Origin of the sequence: Brucella sp. 22210 (assembly GCF_052045675.1) — a bacterium.
Lineage (GTDB): Bacteria > Pseudomonadota > Alphaproteobacteria > Rhizobiales > Rhizobiaceae > Brucella.
On sequence record NZ_JBQEPD010000049.1, the window covers coordinates 1 to 15,552 of the forward strand.

The following is a 15,552-nucleotide window of genomic DNA, read 5'->3' on the forward strand; positions in this document are numbered from 1 at the left end:
CTGATCCATCCGGAAATTCTGAGCGACATTTACGATATGGATATCGCAGTCGAGATCATCGGCGGGAAGCGCATCGGGGTCTATTACCTGTAAATAGACTATCTATTCGCTCGATTTCGTGCAAAAGCATGCGCAACCAGCCATTGGCGACTATCCGTGGAGTGTTCATGCTGACGAAGAAGGGCAAATATGGTTTGAAAGCACTGGCGCATCTTGCCTTGCTTGAACCCGGCGAAAGCGCTTTCGTCGCCGAGATTGCTTCCAAGAATAATATCTCCAAGAAATTTCTCGACGCCATTCTTCTGGAACTGCGCAACGATGGCATCCTGCGCTCCAAGAAAGGCCCCGGCGGCGGCTATAGCCTTTCCAAACCGGCAGCCGATGTCACGATAGGCCAGGTGGTCCGCGTTCTCGACGGACCGCTTGCACCCATCCGCTGCGCAAGCCGAATGGCCTATCAGCCCTGCGAAGATTGCGAAGATCACCGCGCCTGTCAGGTGCGCCGGTCAATGCTGCTCGTGCGCGAAGCCATTGCTGGCGTTCTCGATTCCATGACGCTGGAACAATTCGCCCGCAACGGTGGCCTCGAAGACGACAGCACCGCGCCAGAATGGGCCAAGTTAAGCGCCTGAACTCAGCCTGATATAATGCCTCAAAGCCTCTAGCAGTTGCGCTGTCGGCTAAATCGCGCATCTTTAGCGTCGAGTTTTTCAAATAATTACCGTGCGGCGCTTAGATGAAGCGTCAGTAGTTCAGGAGGGGCCAGCGCAATATTCGTACAAACCACCATTATCGACAGTGGCTGCCATCCTGACTACGCTCATGAATACCTTTATATTTTCTGACGTCGTTGACGGTACGCGCGCGCACTTGCCTGATCTCCACATGGAGACATGGCACACCAAACCCGATTACCTGCCCGTGATTTATCAACGAACATCACATGACAGCGGGGCGAAGCGCATTGCTTGACGCGCGTGCGATATGGCCCGGTGAAAACATCAATAGCATCGCGCGCGATAACGCCAAGAATTTCGTTCATTTCGGCTGGCTCGGGCGGCTCGGCACTACAGCCATCGCAAGCAATACGCAAAACCGGCATACCTGAACGGGCATGAGCGTTGATCAAAGCAATATCCGACACCGAAATCTCACTTTGATTGATACGATTGTCGGCCAGTCTGAATATTGCCTCTCGCAAAGACTTTGTCTTTGCAAGGTCCTCGTCCGTCACAGAACCTGCAAGTGGTGGCAACGCCGCTTCACAAAGCCATCTGTCGAGCAGTGAAGGCTCCGAAAAGCGGTCGATACCCTTGGCTCTGTCTTTTGACGCGGCGACGGTCGCAACAAGATTGAGCGCAACACTGTCCGAGCGGAACAGGAAGCGCCAGCTTCCTTTTTTCCGGCGTTCTTTCGGATGCCTGGATTTTGCGTCAGTTATATCCATCAGTTCGCTCTTTGCGTGACAGGCCGTCCAGCTTTGAAAGCTGGACGATACTTATGAGATAAGTGCTGACAAAATCAACTGTTCGCCGAAGGCGTCGCAAACTCAAGATCAACGGCATATCTGCCAATTTCCTGTATTTTTACAGCCACAGGATCATGCAGCGTGTAGATACGAGCATCACGCCAATAGCGATCCAGCCCTTGCTTCAAAGTCGCGGAACGCGCGCCAACGGCTTCAAAAATGCGCGATGTTACTGACAGCGCTGCTGCGTCCGAAGCAACCTTGGCCTGTGATATGAGATCAGCAATCTCGCCACGGCGTTCCGGTGTCAAACGGTTCTCATCAATGTCTGCAACCAGTTCGCCAAACGCCTTGTTGGCGACAGTTGAAAGCGCAAAAGATGCGTTGGCTGAGGTGATAGAATTGCCAATTGTATCGGCGATATAGTCCGGCACTGATGTGTTCTGGCCGTTTTTGCGCAAGTGCAATTGGGACAATGCAGTATCAATTGCCCCTAACGCCGTTCCATTGAGAAAATTGACGAACATGATCTGAAAAGCCAGCGAGCCTATCGATTCATTGAGGGGACGCTTTGTTGGATCGGCTGCCGATGTGCTGAAAATCGCGTCATCCGAAATAAATACATTTTCAAATACCAGACTGCCTGATGCGGAGCGACGCGCACCAATACCATCCCAGTCGTCAGCGTGGACAATACCCGGTGTGGCTGCATCAAGGACGAATGTCAGACGTTGTTCATGACCATCGGGCGCGCGATAGCTTTCGCCGACGACCAGACGGTCAGCTGTTTGTGCGGCAGTTGCGAAGCTTTTCCTTCCATTGGCAATATATCCGCCATCAACCCGCTTGAGGTCTGCGGCAGGACCACCTGGATTGTTGGCACCGCCCCAAAGTGTCGGCGTCCGCAACGAATCTGCCACAGCTCTTGAGAACACCGGTCCACGCCCGGCAATCTCAATACGCAGCAGATGCATGTAATTATAACCGAGAAGTGCTGCACTCGATAAATCGATGCGTGAAATCTCCCGGATCGCAAAAAGTGCATGTCGCCAGCGTGTGCCTATCGCTTCCCGGCGGTCGTCAGCTTTGCGAAACAACGCCAGACCATCATCGATAGTTAGTGCTGCCAGACCGGACTGCCGAAGAAGTACTGCTTCCTGAACGGGGGCGGAACCTTTACGGTCCCGCTCTACCACATGCGGCGCAAGCTCAGTTTTAACCTGCTCGACACGCGCCCGGATGTCCGCCTCGATTGGCGGATCAAACCATTGCGCATGCCGGAAAGATTGGGCATGTGCATTCATGGTTTCACATCCAAAACGGCCTTACCATGCAAACGCCGGTCAAGAAGGGCGGCGACAGCCTGGTCAAACTGGTTCCAGTCGCCGCGCCACTTAACTTCTGTCTTGAGCTTGCCCTCAGCCAGCCATCGCAGCAGTGCCGTGAGATAAGAGCCTACCCGATACTCGGAAATCAGGAAGCCATGAATGTGACGCCCAACCGGACCAACCGTGCCGAGATGACCAAACACTGCGTCTTCCCCTGAAGCCCAGCCGAGGCTCTGCACATTGCCATGACGGTTAAGAAGCTTGAAAGATTGCACGAGTTGCGCCCCGCCGACACTCTCGATCACCAGATCGATACCTTCCTTCACATCATCAAGGCTGGTCACAACAATGTCCGCACCAAGTTCTGTCAGACCCGCTGCACTGGCTTCCGATCCCACAGAGGCGATAACACGCGCACCACCCAGCCGTGCGAGCTGGATTGCAAAGCGGCCTACGCCGCCAGAAGCACCGGTGATCAGAACTGTCTTGCCGAGAATAGGCCCACCAAGCTGCAAGGTCGCTAGCGCCGTAACAGCTGCCGTTGGCAGGGTTGCAGCTTCTGCCGGATCGACACCCTCCGGAATGACCGCGATATCCTCAACATGCGCAATGCGCTTTTCAGCCCAGGCTCCAAGTGGGGCGCGTGTGACAACCAGTGTTCCAATGGAAGGCGCTTTGGTTTGTGGGCCAACGGCTACAATCACACCGGACGCATCCCACCCAAGAACCGTACCATCAGCCTCAAGACCGCGCGCACCACGCCGGGTTTCACCGAAATTCAGCGAGGTGTGTGTGACATCGATAAGCACTTCCCCATAACCCGGCTCAGGGGTCGTTCGCGTGGCGAAACGCAGACCGCCGGAAGTTGCCTTGTCTGTCTCGATAACTCGAATGGTCATGCGGTGATCCTTTCCAGACGTCCTGCAATTGAAGCGCCGCGGGTAACGACGTTATAAACAAAGCTATTAAGCTCAACACGCTGGCGCAGGTTTTCCAGCTCAACGTCAGATGCGGGAGACTGGATTTTCGCGGTGTAGCGAAGTTCCAGATCAACTGGCTCGCTTGAGCCTGTTCCGATTTGTCCCGGTTTGCTGACAGCTTCAGCGACAACTTCCAGCGCATCGATCTCGATATCGAGCAGGGATGCCTGAATGAGAAAGCCATGATTGAGGCAACCAGCAACGGCGCCGATCAGCAATTCACCCGGGGCCGGACCAAGATCAAAGCCACCGCCAGCGGGCGATCCATCGGTGATAATCTGAAAATCACGAATGAAAAGACGACGGATACCGCTGCGTCCTTCGGCAACAACGCTAGCGGAAAGCTGGCCGGAGCCTGCAGGCTGTCCCTTTCGTGCGTCGTGCAGCTTTCTCTTGTGTCGGATGTATTTCGTCAGACCACTGGTCATAAGTATTTCCTGTATTCTGTATGTTGGAAGAGAGGCTTATTCAGCAGGTTTGATTTCGTATGGCAGCGTCCAGTCATCCCGGCGGATGTCCCATACGACTTTGTTGCTGTAGGCATAGGTTTGCGGCAGATCCCAAAGGAAGACAGCAAGCGCTTCGTCAGATGCCACTTCGGTCGCGCGTTTGACCGATGCAAGCTCGGCGTTCTTGGTGAGTGCGCCTTTTGCCTGCTTCACTGCTTCGTCAAAGGCGGTTGGAACGGGTCCAATTGTCTGAAAATGCGTGCTGCCGAGATAGGTCAGTGTTTCGGCAGCAATGCTTGCCGTATCCGCGTAACCAAACCACGTCAGGCCAGCGGCTTTGTCAGACGCCGCGCGCTCGGCATGGGACGAGGCAGGCAGAATATTGAGCTGCACACGGACACCAACCGCTGCCAGCTGGGCCGCGATAATCTGCGCTGCCTGCTCTCCACCGACATAGGTGCCTTTGCCAAACACCATCTCGGCATCAAAGCCATCCGAATAGCCCGCTTCCGCAAGCAGCACTTTGGCCTTCTCGGGATCATAAGGCCATGGCTTCAGGTCTGTGTTGTAGCCCTCATGGAAGCTGGTGATGATCTGGCTGTTGGCTGGGCTTACCAATCCCTTGAACAGCGCCTTGGTAATAGCTTCCTTATCAATGGCGTAGTTAAAAGCCTGCCGCACACGCGCATCATCAAGCGGCTTGATGTTGGTGTTGAAACGGATGATCTGTACGCGCGTGCTTGGGCGCGCACCTGCTACCAGATTACCATTACTTTCGAGCTGTGCGAGATCCTGCGGCGCGATAACAGCTGCCGCATCAATCTCGCCGGATTTCAGGCCGTTGATCTTAGCTGCTGCATCGACCACAACTCGGAACTGCGCCTTGGTGAACGGTGCTGCCTTGCCGAAATAATGTTCATTGGCTTCAAGGCGAACTTCGCCCTCTGGATTATAGCTTACCAGCTTATAGGGGCCGGTGCCAAGAGCCTCAATCGCTGGATTGTGTGACTTGGCCCATTCCGGTTCCAGATAGAAAATGCCTGCCAGACGTTTGGGAAACTCAATGTCGGTCGCTTTCAGCGTAAAGGCAACCTGATGCGGTGAAAGGACTTCAACCTTATCAACCGCCTTCATCGACGAGACGATCCAGCTTGGCTTTTCGGAAGATAGAATGCGCTCGATGTTCCACTTAATGACGTGAGCATCAAATGGCACATTGTTGGAGAAAACCACGTCGTCGCGCAGATCAAACACCCAACGCGTATCCGACTCCTGTTTCCAGTCCTTGGCCAAAACACCCACCAGTTTGCCTTCACCATCAAGGCGCGTCAGTGGCGAATAGATTGAGGCGATGATGCTCAGATCGCCGCGCAAATTGCCCCCGACGGCTGGATCAAGGGTCTGCAAGGCGTAAGGCAGCGCCACCACCAATTCATGGGTCTTGCCATAGTCCGCAGGTGCCTGCGCATGGGTTGTTGATAGCGTTGCAGACATGAGAAGCAGGCTTGCTCCCATCAGTCTCAATGCGTGCAATGATCGTTTTACAATCATGTGTCTTTTCCAGTTTTTGTGTTCAGATTCAGAACTTGGGAGCGACAAACGGCTTTCTGCCGGGAATGGCCGCAAGCAACTGTCGAGTGTAAGGATGAGCAGGAGCCTCAAAGATGCGGCGGGTTTCGCCACGTTCGACGATTTCACCGCCACGCATCACAACGACCTCGCGACAAAGCCGTGCAATGACCGATAGATCGTGAGAAATGAGCAGTTGCGCAGTGCCATGCCGACGCTGCATGTCTTCCATCAAAGCAAGCACGCGCTCCCTCGATGTGGAGTCGAGTGCAGCAACTGGCTCATCGGCGATGAGAAGTTTGGGGCTGGGTGCAATCGCCCGCGCGAAACCTACGCGCTGGCGCTGCCCTCCTGATAGACGCCCCGGCAAGCGATGCCACAAAGCCGGATGGATACCTACTTCTTCAAGCAAGCCTTGCGCAAGTCTCAAAGCTTCAGCTTTGCGAAGCCCCTTGGCAAGCAAGGGTTCCGCCACTGTGTTCACGATGCTTATGCGTGGATCGAGAGACGAATACGGGTCCTGAAACACATATTGCACGTGGTCTGAGCGTGTCCGCGGAGGTCGAACATTGCCGTCAATCAGGATATGGCCGTCATCTGCGCGCTCCAGTCCGGCAATAATCCGCGCCAACGTGGTTTTACCCGACCCACTCTCGCCAACAATCCCCAGTGTCATTCCAGCCTTCACCGAAATATCGACGCCACCAAGCGCGCGCGGACCATTGCGGAACGTCTTTTGAAGAGCTTTCACTTCAATAAGTGGAGTTTGGGAAGCAGCATCATGATGCGCACCACTCGCGGTCGCAAAAGTCAATTCACTTGCCTTCAGAAGTGATCGCGCAGCGCGGCTCTTGGGATTTGCAAAAAGATCGAGCGTAGCGCCGCCTTCAACGATCGTCCCGCCGTCCATGACAGCAACACAATCCGCTCGATCCCGGATCACGCCCATGTCGTGTGTAATCAGGAGAACACCGAACCCATGACGTTTTTGCAGCCGTGCAATGAGATCAAGAATTTGCGCCTGAACCGTTACATCAAGTGCAGTCGTCGGCTCATCCGCGATAAGCAGTTTCGGCTGCCGCGCTAAAGCCATCGCAATGACAACGCGCTGCGCCAGCCCGCCCGAAAGTTCATGTGGCCATGCGGTCAGCTTCTTCAGCGGCTCGCTGATGCCCACTTCTTCCAAAAGGTGCAAGCAGATATTCGCAGCCTTGGCTTTATCACGGCGCATGGCAGGCGACAGAGCTTCAAACAGCTGAGCGCCAACGCTCAACCGCGGATTAAGAGCTGTTGTCGGGTTTTGAAAAACCACACCAATCTGTGACGTTCTGAAGTCACGGCCACGGTCAGATATGCTAAGCGCGAGTGGTGCCCCATCGAGATAGCCCTGTCCATCAGCATGAAGGCTCTGCGGCAGAAGCCCGGCAACAGCCATTGCCGTGAGTGTTTTACCGGAACCGGATTCGCCAACAATACCAAGCGTTTCGCCTTGTTTGAGCGTGAATGACACCGGACCTGCAAGTGCCGTTTCATTGGACCTGACAACCAGTCCTTCAACGGACAGAAGTGTCTTGATGAGTGTCATGCCGGCTCTCCTGTTTCGCGCGCGGAAAGCCTGCTTGAAAGGGCATCGCCCAAAAGCTGCACACCAAAGAGAAGGCTGAGCAGAGCGAGAGCTGGCATAAGCGACAGCCACCAGGCGGCGCCTAGCTGCGATTTTCCCTGGGCGATCATCAGACCCCAATCGGCAGTTGGCGGCTGAATACCCAAACCAATGAAGCTGAGACCGGCTTCTGTCATGATGATGAAGGCAGCGCTTATCGTTAACGTTGCAATCAGTAGCGGCAACAGTCCCGGCACGATATGGCGCAGAACGGAGCTCCACAGCGGAACACCTGCAAGCCATGCGGCTTCCATATAGCCCTGATTGCGCGCATTCAGCGTATAGGAACGCGCGACACGGAAATGCAGAGGCCAGCTTTCAAGCGCCAGAATAAGGATCAGGTTCTCAAGCCTTGAACCAAACAAGGCCAGTGCAAGAAGCGCCAAAACCAAACCGGGAATTGTCAGCTGAATTTCAGCGATCCGGGCAATAATCTGATCGAGCAAACGATTGCTCAATCCTGCAACAATACCCAGTAGACTTCCGATCAAAGCAGAAAGAAGCGTTGCAATGGTTGCAACCAGCAGAACAGGCCGTGCGCCGTAAAAAAGCCGGCTTAAAATATCTCGACCAAGATCATCAGTGCCGAGCCAATGCCCACTATTCAATGACGGCTCTTGCAGAAACGCCATCAGATCACTGGAATTGGGCTCATAAGGTGCAAGGAGTGGTGCAAAAATGGCAGCCACCACCCAGAGCAGAATGATCAGCAAACCGAACTTGCCTCTTAAAGCCAGTCTTGGCGTTGGAATTTCGCGCGGGATATCAACGATTTCAGAAATGGAAATTTCACTCATTTTGCCACCGCACTTCGCGGATCAACAATAGCGATGAAAAGATCGGCGAGCAGATTGCAGAGACTGACGGTCAGAGCGATCAGGACAATCGCCGCCAAAATGACCGGATAATCTTTCATGCTAACGGCGCTGACCAGAACCGTGCCAACACCCGGCCAACCAAAAACTGTTTCTGTCAGAACAGCGCCGCCCAACAGTGTCCCCGTTTGTGTGCCCACGAGTGCGATCACAGGAGCCAGGGCATTGATTGCGATGTGCCGGAAACGAACCCTACCAAGCGAAATCTGTTTCGATAAAGCAGTGCGGACATGATCTGCGCCCTGCTGCTGTTTAAGACTGGTGCGAAACAGCCGCGCTACGGGTGGAGCGATCAGCAGAGACAAAGTCAACGCGGGTAGAACGAGATGACGCAGGCTTCCACTGCCTCCCGTTGGCAGCCATCCAAGCGTCAACGAGAAGAACAGAACCGCAAGAATGCCGGTCACAAAAACAGGCGTCGACTGCACAACAGTCAAAAGTGCCAGCGGACCTTCACGAAGAAACCGGTTTGATGACGTGGCCGACAGATAACCAGTTATCAGCCCTAATGCTGAACCTATCAAAAGTGCCGCCAAAACCAGCACTAACGTCAGTGGTATGGCAGGCGCCAGAACATCAATCGCAGGGATGTCAAAACGCAGTGATTTTGGGAACTCTCCACGCAGAGTGTTAAACAGGAATTGCCCATATTGCTCAATCACAGGGCGATCAAACCCGTAGCTTACATTTAATGCAGCGATTTCTTCCTTCGTCGCCTGTCCGCCCGCAAGCAAAGTGGCTGGGCTGCCGGTTGCAAAAATCAGGAAGAACACCAGAGACACTGAACCGAGAACAGAAATTACCGTCGCACCGAGCCTTTGCAGGATAAAAGATGGGCGAATATCACGCCGCCGACGCGGCAGCGTGCGCAAGACATTCCGCTGAGGTTGCCCGCTAGGAGCGCCCTCTTCAGCTTGCAGCCAAATCTCCTGTTCGCGCGATGTGGTGTTCATAACAAGCTTTCGATAATTAATTCTAGCGAATTTATAGATTATCAATCGTCAGCTATTAAGCACCTGACATTTCTTTTGAAGCGCCAACACCGAAACAATTTCCTACCAATGCTAAGCAGAAGAACTCTAAATCGTCATGGGTTTAGAGCCTGACGAAATTGGAAGCCGTTGGCCAATCAGAAAATATTCCGACTCTGTTCTGGAGATATACGAACGTCAGAAGGCCAAAGAGCCCTTCATAAGCAATGTGGGCTTCATGAAGCAGTACTACAATCTAGACCGACCGAGACCGACGCACAAAAATGATATTTCCCAAGCGAAACGTTAGTCCCCTGTCAGGAAACGCACCTGTCGATGACGCGTAGACCGCTAGGCCTTGAAAGGATATGAACCTCAGGCATACCCGATAATTTTCTGTAAGCTTCAGAATTGATTAACTAATTCGCATTAGCAGCCCACGCCCCGGCAAGATGCCGGTCAATTTAGCAATTTGGGCTGCAATGAAAACACAGACTTCCTCACCTCTTCAATTTCGGAATATGATCTCTGAATTCTGCGACAAACGCGTCAGGCCGCATGTGTACGAAGAAATACTCGATAAGACCAAGTCATATCTCGATGATCTGATCGACCTGCACCGAAAGCCTCCAATGCGCCGAAGCCTGATAGACTGGTTATCATTCGCATCGGAAAGCCGGATTGATTGCGAATTAACGCAGAAGCTGAAGAATATTATCCGGCCTGCACTCGAAGCCCTAATTCGCTGGGTCGACAATAGCGTTCCCCAACCCGATCAGATTGCGTCAAAACAAAAAACACGGGATCGGCGCCCGACGGTGCGTTTGCCAAAGCCGGACCGTGCCCGGCCTCTGGGAGAATTCCTGTTCGCCCAAAGTCGTCCAGTTTAGCGCCGGCGGATCCTGTTGAGGAGTTTCCGGAACCGCTGTTTGCGTGGACCGAAGATCCGCAGACCTTCCAGCAGGCCTTGAATTATCATATGCGCAGGTTCGGTGAGACTTACTGGCGCCTCCACCGCGCGATCATAAAACAGCATGAGATTTTCGACATCCGCACGATATCGAATTGGGCGAATGGAACAAAGACGCCACGCTCTGCCGATAGCTTCGATGTACTTAGCAGAATAGAAAAGCGATATCGTCTTCCTGACAGTTATTTTAAATCCAGACTGCCTCATCAGGCACGATCAATATACGGTCACGAGCTCGGCAGCGATGTTAGTGCCGCCGAACGACGGCGCATCGTCTGGCATTTGCCAGACGACTTTAATCAGCTTTCCTTTAGCAAACGGGAAGAGATCCTCGAATGGGTCCGGCGTGTGATCATATCGGGCTCGACTGATTATCGCCAGTTTCAGAGGAAGGCATCCAAACAGAGATATGCGATCCGATTTCCTGGTATTTCTTACGGTGCAGTATTGTCCCCACGCACCAGATCGGAAACTTTGGATTTCGAAGGTAGTGTGGATGAAGATGATTTCATCGAAGATCCCGATCTGCTCGCCGGCGTTGTAGACGCCCCTCCCCGCCTGGCAATGGAGATGGCCAACCTTGTGCGGTTCAAGACAGCAACCCTGACATCAGTCGGTTTCCAGAGAAACGGTGTTTGGGGAGAAGAAACTGCGTCTCAAAAGGTTGAGCATCTTGGACTATTATTCGGCGCCCTTGCTGCTTCTCCAGATAGTGAAGTCAGGGGGCGAGGCATTCCTCTGCGGCAAATAACGTTCGGCTTGCTGGTCTTTCCTGGTATTTGGGACTGGTACCTTCAGTGGCGAGAAAAGCGACGCGGCTTTTACACATCATGGGAGCAGGACATGCTGAGCGCAATACTCGGCATGACACGCCCGGAAACCGGTTGGATGTGGCAACATGCTGAATTAGCCAGGGGGCTACAGTCGGTTCCGGGATTGGTAAAAGCGGAAGAAATCGATTTTGCACAGCAGGATTGGCACGGGGCATGCGCGGAGTGCTTTAAACATGCAACACATCGCTCCAGAGAAATCCAGCGCGTGATGCGGGTTCACCGGGATCCGTTTGAACCGATCATGTGCGTTTTGGAAGCCGATAGTCCACTTGCCGAATATAGAAAAATTACGGACGAGATAATTAAACGATTGCCCGACGAGAACCGCTATCCGGTCCCAGCGGCAGAAGCGGTTCGCTCGTTTCTGATGCTCCGGCTTGGATTGCATCTCGGCTTGCGTCAAAAGAATCTCCGACAGCTTCTTGTCTGCCCCCGTGGACATTTCCCAACTCCCGAGCGACGTCTTGAAGATATGAAGCGTGGAGAAATCCGCTGGAGCGACCGTGACCAGGGGTGGGAAGTGCTCATTCCTTCCAACGCGTTCAAGAATGCAAATTCGTCTTTCTTCGGTTCGAAGCCGTTTCGTCTGGTTTTACCCGATCTGCTCGACCTCTATAAATTCCTGAATGATTACATTGAACGGCACCGGGCGATCTTATTGAGAAATGCCCGCGATCCAGGCACGCTGTTTGTCAAAACTGTAAAAACAAACAGCAAGGATGCAGCCTATGACCAAACGACATTTTACGAAGCGTGGCGGCTCACAATTCAGCGATACGGTATCTATAATCCTTATACCCACCGAGGCGCGATCAGGGGATTGCTTCCGCATGGTCCGCACAACGTCCGGGACGTCCTGGCCACTCATACTCTGAAGCAAACCGGCTCCTACGAACAGGCCAGTTATGCAATCCAGGATACGCCGGACATGGTAGCGAGCCACTACGGACGATTTCTGCCACAGGATAAGGCCGCGCTGGCCGCCAGGATACTTAATCAGGTCTGGATGGAAGCGTAACTGAGAACGGCGGCCAATATTCACCGTCCAACGGGAGCGATACTGCACGCAGTCGCTCTCTTAACACAACCTAAGAGAAAATTCGCCTTTCTGCGTCATAATGATATCCACACCGTTAAGCGCTGGCGGTGATGGTATTAAGAGAAAGTTTTCTTTATGTTCGCATAATGCGGGTGATTTGCTGACCTCATGTCAGAAATATTCCCAGGGAATACGCTAAGCGGAGCACAATCATGCAGACCGAATTCGACAGTCTTTTACAGCAATCCGGGCTGTCAGTTGCAGACGCTGCAGAGATTCTAGGCTATTCTGAAGGCCACATTTACCGCTGGAGGCGCGGCGAGGAAACCCCACGAAAAGCGGTTGTGAATGTTTTACGCAGTGAAGCGGAAAAACGTAGTCAGCCATCGGGCGATAGTTCGTTCACCTTCATCGATCTCTTTGCAGGTATTGGTGGATTACGGCGCGCTATGGAAAGTGCTGGCGGGCGCTGTGTATTCACATCCGAATGGGACAAGTATGCCCAGAAGACCTACCACGCCAATTACCGTGATAACCGGCCCATTGCTGGTGATATACGGGAAGTGTCAGCTGATGAGGTGCCCGACCATGATGTGCTTGTCGCAGGCTTTCCCTGCCAGCCCTTCTCGATCGCAGGCGTTTCCAAGAAAAATGCTCTGGGCCGTGCACACGGGTTTGACGATGAAACACAGGGCACGCTGTTTTTTGATGTTCTTCGTATTCTTAAACATCACCGCCCGTCAGCATTTCTTCTGGAGAATGTGAAGAACCTGAAAAGCCACGATAAGGGCCGGACATTCAGTGTGATCCGGCGTAAGCTCGAAGAAGAGCTTGGCTACTCAATTCATACTTGCGTGATCGATGCCGGTCATTTTGTGCCGCAGCACAGAGAACGTATTGTCATTGTCGGCTTCCGTACGCCGGTGGATTTCAGCTTTGATGCACTTCAGTTGCCAGCTTATGGCGTAAAGAAGCTCCGGGACATACTGCATCCGGAAGATGGCAGCGAACAGCCGGAGGGAGAGTTCACAGTGGGCGTCTCTGCTGAGGTCAATAAGAAATACATTCTGACCGACAAGCTCTGGCAATATCTGCAGGACTATGCCGCCAAACATAAAGCGAAGGGCAATGGCTTTGGTTTTGGTCTTGTTGGACCTGAAGACATCGCACGCACGCTTTCAGCCCGCTACTATAAGGACGGATCAGAAATTCTCATCAGCCGTGGCAAAGGCAAAAGCCCGCGCCGCCTGACACCGCGTGAATGTGCGCGGCTTATGGGATATGATGATGACTTCCGCATACCTGTGTCTGACACACAGGCCTATAAGCAGTTCGGCAATTCGGTCGCCGTCCCGGTCTTTGCCGAGGTTGCGCGGATTATGCAGCCACATATACTGGATCTTATTGCGCAAAGCAGAATACCGGCACGTAAGGTTGGCTGACGTTCATGACAAAGCGACGCGCAGCCGCAACATGGCTGCGATACGCGCTACCAATACAAAGCCGGAACTGATCATCCGCAAAGGATTGCATGCCAGCGGGTTCCGCTATCGCCTGCATGCGAAGGAATTACCCGGTAAACCAGATCTTGTACTGGCAAAATATCACGCAGTGGTTTTTATCAATGGATGTTTCTGGCACGGTCATGATTGCCATTTGTTTCACTGGCCTGCCACACGCGAAGATTTCTGGCGTGAAAAGATTGGTGGCAATGTCGCCCGTGATGAGCGCAATCTTACAGAACTGAGAAATTCTGGTTGGCGTATTGCGCTCATCTGGGAATGCGCGCTGAAGGGAAAGACCCGCAGATCCTACGGGGAAGTGATTGACACTCTCGGCCCGTGGCTTTTGACTGACGACAGGGAATTGCAGATTCGCGGCGTACAGATTTAGACAGACAATTGGGGCGGACTGAACGTGACTGGACGGGGTTATTTATCGGGATATTTTATCGGTGCTGGTGCAAAGGTTCTTCGCGGTACCGAAGTTGATCCGACTGTCTCCAACGGGCATGAGTTTCAGGGGGTCGATATTTTTCGTGCCTTTGTAGGGACACCGGACGAGAAAGAAAAAATCCCCCTCACCTATATCTGGATGGATGACGAGCAGGACGAACCACTGCGACTGGAACTGACGGGCACGTGGTACAACAGCCGTAAGAGACAAAAACATCGCTCCCCGGAATATCGCCTCTTTTATCCGGCAGCTGCAGAAAGCGTTGTTTACCGCGCAAAAGCAGGCGACACACTATTCCTCTGCATGACGGCGGAGCGCAAAGTCCTGGCGATTTTGTGCCCTTCCGGAAGCTCGATTGAACAGAAACTTCTCTGGCTGTTCGGATTACAGCTCACAGCTGATTTCAAGCTCTCTCAACAGGATATCAGCAATGATGGCGGCCGTGACATCGATCTGGCCGCAAAGTTTATTCTTGATGAGCTTGGCATCGAAACCGAAGAACCCGAACCGGACGCGCTCAGTCTGCTGATTACCCGCTTTGGCAACATATTTCCCGGAACAGCTAAGTTTTCAGAATTCGCGCGCAAAACGCTGAAAGATGTCGATCCGCTTGCAGATCCTGACAGTGCTCTCACAGCATGGATGGAGCACGAGGAAGCACTGTTCCGACACATGGAGCGCGTTGTCGTTGCCGAGCGGCTGAAAGCAGGCTTTCTGCACGATGGTGATGCAGACGTCGATGGCTTTCTGTCGTTTTCGCTAAGTGTTCAGAACCGGCGCAAGTCACGCGCCGGCTATGCTTTCGCTCATCACGTGGAAGCGGTACTGAAGGCACACAAGATTGCTTACAAGCGTGAAGCCACCACCGAAAAACGCAATGCAGCAGATTTTCTGTTTCCCGATGAAGCGTCCTATGCCAATCCCGCCTTCGCCGCAGAAAACCTCCGCATGCTGGCGGTCAAGACAACCTGTAAAGACCGCTGGCGACAGGTGCTTGCTGAAGCAAACAGGATTTCAGAAAAGCATCTGCTGACCCTTGAGCCCTCAATTTCCAGAACCCAGACCACTGAAATGCAGGCACAGTCCTTGCGTCTCGTCCTGCCCGAAAGCATTCACGCCACCTATCACGCCGACCAGCAGGAATGGCTCATGACCATCGGCGGATTTCTGGAACTGGTTCAGTGACGGCTAGCCATATTTTCCTAGGGCGTAGACTCATAAACTGATGCACCAGATGCGGACAGCGATCAGTTTGACAGCAGCAAGGAAATTGTCCGGGTTCTTGTCGTAACGCGTGGCGATGCCACGATAGTGTTTGATGCGATTAAAGAAGCGCTCGACCAGGTTTCTTTGGCGATATACCCATGGCGAGAACGCGAAGACGTCCTTACGGTTGGATTTGGGAGGAATATTGGCCCAGATTTTCCGTTCTGCTGTTGTCTTCCGGATCG

The 15,552-nt window shown here is 53.2% G+C and carries 14 protein-coding genes and 2 pseudogenes; 7 read left to right on the forward strand and 9 right to left on the reverse strand.

The window, feature by feature from the left end:
• Both ACTJKP_RS24425 and ACTJKP_RS24430 read left to right on the forward strand, forming a co-directional pair.
• Positions 1–93: pseudogene (locus ACTJKP_RS24425) on the forward strand (iron ABC transporter ATP-binding protein); the annotation flags it as partial.
• A gap of 74 nt (positions 94–167) precedes the next feature.
• On the forward strand, positions 168–632 hold the full coding sequence (locus ACTJKP_RS24430; protein WP_078338419.1) for an Rrf2 family transcriptional regulator: 465 nt from the start codon (positions 168–170) through the stop codon (positions 630–632).
• 200 nt (positions 633–832) lie between these two features.
• Here the strand turns inward: ACTJKP_RS24430 and ACTJKP_RS24435 are convergent, their stop codons facing one another.
• The 8 genes from ACTJKP_RS24435 to ACTJKP_RS24470 all read right to left on the reverse strand — a co-directional run bounded on the left by ACTJKP_RS24435 (position 833) and on the right by ACTJKP_RS24470 (position 9,285).
• Positions 833–1,447, reverse strand: a complete 615-nt coding sequence (locus ACTJKP_RS24435; RefSeq protein WP_440632519.1) for a CGNR zinc finger domain-containing protein — start codon at positions 1,445–1,447, stop codon at positions 833–835.
• A gap of 74 nt (positions 1,448–1,521) precedes the next feature.
• Positions 1,522–2,772 carry a hypothetical protein gene (locus tag ACTJKP_RS24440; protein ID WP_440632520.1) on the reverse strand — a complete coding sequence of 417 codons (1,251 nt, stop codon included), beginning with the start codon at positions 2,770–2,772 and terminating at the stop codon, positions 1,522–1,524.
• Positions 2,769–3,695 carry a zinc-binding dehydrogenase gene (locus tag ACTJKP_RS24445; protein WP_440632521.1) on the reverse strand — a complete coding sequence of 309 codons (927 nt, stop codon included), beginning with the start codon at positions 3,693–3,695 and terminating at the stop codon, positions 2,769–2,771. Before ACTJKP_RS24445 ends, ACTJKP_RS24440 begins: the two co-directional genes overlap by 4 nt.
• Entirely contained in the window at positions 3,692–4,204 is a 513-nt protein-coding gene (locus ACTJKP_RS24450) for an OsmC family protein (RefSeq protein WP_440632522.1), read from the reverse strand. Before ACTJKP_RS24450 ends, ACTJKP_RS24445 begins: the two co-directional genes overlap by 4 nt.
• 36 nt (positions 4,205–4,240) lie before the next feature.
• On the reverse strand, positions 4,241–5,776 hold the full coding sequence (locus tag ACTJKP_RS24455; RefSeq protein WP_440632523.1) for an ABC transporter substrate-binding protein: 1,536 nt from the start codon (positions 5,774–5,776) through the stop codon (positions 4,241–4,243).
• A gap of 28 nt (positions 5,777–5,804) precedes the next feature.
• Positions 5,805–7,379 carry an ATP-binding cassette domain-containing protein gene (locus ACTJKP_RS24460; protein WP_440632524.1) on the reverse strand — a complete coding sequence of 525 codons (1,575 nt, stop codon included), beginning with the start codon at positions 7,377–7,379 and terminating at the stop codon, positions 5,805–5,807.
• A complete protein-coding gene (locus ACTJKP_RS24465; protein WP_440632525.1) occupies positions 7,376–8,254 on the reverse strand; it encodes an ABC transporter permease in 879 nt (292 codons plus the stop codon). Before ACTJKP_RS24465 ends, ACTJKP_RS24460 begins: the two co-directional genes overlap by 4 nt.
• Entirely contained in the window at positions 8,251–9,285 is a 1,035-nt protein-coding gene (locus tag ACTJKP_RS24470; RefSeq protein WP_440632526.1) for an ABC transporter permease, read from the reverse strand. The genes ACTJKP_RS24465 and ACTJKP_RS24470 overlap by 4 nt, the downstream gene beginning before the upstream one ends.
• A gap of 500 nt (positions 9,286–9,785) precedes the next feature.
• Here ACTJKP_RS24470 and ACTJKP_RS24475 point away from each other — a divergent pair, with 500 nt between their 5' ends.
• The 5 genes from ACTJKP_RS24475 (at position 9,786) to ACTJKP_RS24495 (ending at position 15,286) form a co-directional block, all read left to right on the forward strand.
• Positions 9,786–10,193: a hypothetical protein gene (locus ACTJKP_RS24475; RefSeq protein WP_440632527.1), complete on the forward strand. Its 408-nt coding sequence runs from the start codon at positions 9,786–9,788 to the stop codon at positions 10,191–10,193.
• Positions 10,194–10,282: 89 nt separating this feature from the next.
• The gene (locus ACTJKP_RS24480) at positions 10,283–12,124 is read left to right on the forward strand and encodes a hypothetical protein (RefSeq protein ID WP_440632528.1); all 1,842 of its coding nucleotides are present in this window, start codon (positions 10,283–10,285) and stop codon (positions 12,122–12,124) included.
• Positions 12,125–12,357: 233 nt separating this feature from the next.
• Entirely contained in the window at positions 12,358–13,587 is a 1,230-nt protein-coding gene (gene dcm / locus ACTJKP_RS24485) for a DNA (cytosine-5-)-methyltransferase (protein WP_440632529.1), read from the forward strand.
• A 31-nt stretch (positions 13,588–13,618) separates the two neighbouring features.
• Positions 13,619–14,038: a very short patch repair endonuclease gene (locus ACTJKP_RS24490; protein WP_440632530.1), complete on the forward strand. Its 420-nt coding sequence runs from the start codon at positions 13,619–13,621 to the stop codon at positions 14,036–14,038.
• 24 nt (positions 14,039–14,062) lie between these two features.
• A complete protein-coding gene (locus ACTJKP_RS24495) occupies positions 14,063–15,286 on the forward strand; it encodes a type II restriction endonuclease (RefSeq protein ID WP_440632531.1) in 1,224 nt (407 codons plus the stop codon).
• A 30-nt stretch (positions 15,287–15,316) separates the two neighbouring features.
• Here the strand turns inward: ACTJKP_RS24495 and ACTJKP_RS24500 are convergent.
• Positions 15,317–15,552: pseudogene (locus ACTJKP_RS24500) on the reverse strand (IS5/IS1182 family transposase); the annotation flags it as partial.

Excerpts from the sequence above, each read along its gene's own strand:
- ACTJKP_RS24430 (WP_078338419.1), top strand. The coding sequence starts at position 168 with ATGCTGACGAAGAAGGGCAAATATGGTTTGAAAGCACTGGCGCATCTT.
- ACTJKP_RS24435 (WP_440632519.1), bottom strand. The coding sequence starts at position 1,447 with ATGGATATAACTGACGCAAAATCCAGGCATCCGAAAGAACGCCGGAAA.
- ACTJKP_RS24440 (WP_440632520.1), bottom strand. The coding sequence starts at position 2,772 with ATGAATGCACATGCCCAATCTTTCCGGCATGCGCAATGGTTTGATCCG.
- ACTJKP_RS24445 (WP_440632521.1), bottom strand. The coding sequence starts at position 3,695 with ATGACCATTCGAGTTATCGAGACAGACAAGGCAACTTCCGGCGGTCTG.
- ACTJKP_RS24450 (WP_440632522.1), bottom strand. The coding sequence starts at position 4,204 with ATGACCAGTGGTCTGACGAAATACATCCGACACAAGAGAAAGCTGCAC.
- ACTJKP_RS24455 (WP_440632523.1), bottom strand. The coding sequence starts at position 5,776 with ATGATTGTAAAACGATCATTGCACGCATTGAGACTGATGGGAGCAAGC.
- ACTJKP_RS24460 (WP_440632524.1), bottom strand. The coding sequence starts at position 7,379 with ATGACACTCATCAAGACACTTCTGTCCGTTGAAGGACTGGTTGTCAGG.
- ACTJKP_RS24465 (WP_440632525.1), bottom strand. The coding sequence starts at position 8,254 with ATGAGTGAAATTTCCATTTCTGAAATCGTTGATATCCCGCGCGAAATT.
- ACTJKP_RS24470 (WP_440632526.1), bottom strand. The coding sequence starts at position 9,285 with ATGAACACCACATCGCGCGAACAGGAGATTTGGCTGCAAGCTGAAGAG.
- ACTJKP_RS24475 (WP_440632527.1), top strand. The coding sequence starts at position 9,786 with ATGAAAACACAGACTTCCTCACCTCTTCAATTTCGGAATATGATCTCT.
- ACTJKP_RS24480 (WP_440632528.1), top strand. The coding sequence starts at position 10,283 with ATGCGCAGGTTCGGTGAGACTTACTGGCGCCTCCACCGCGCGATCATA.
- dcm (WP_440632529.1), top strand. The coding sequence starts at position 12,358 with ATGCAGACCGAATTCGACAGTCTTTTACAGCAATCCGGGCTGTCAGTT.
- ACTJKP_RS24490 (WP_440632530.1), top strand. The coding sequence starts at position 13,619 with ATGGCTGCGATACGCGCTACCAATACAAAGCCGGAACTGATCATCCGC.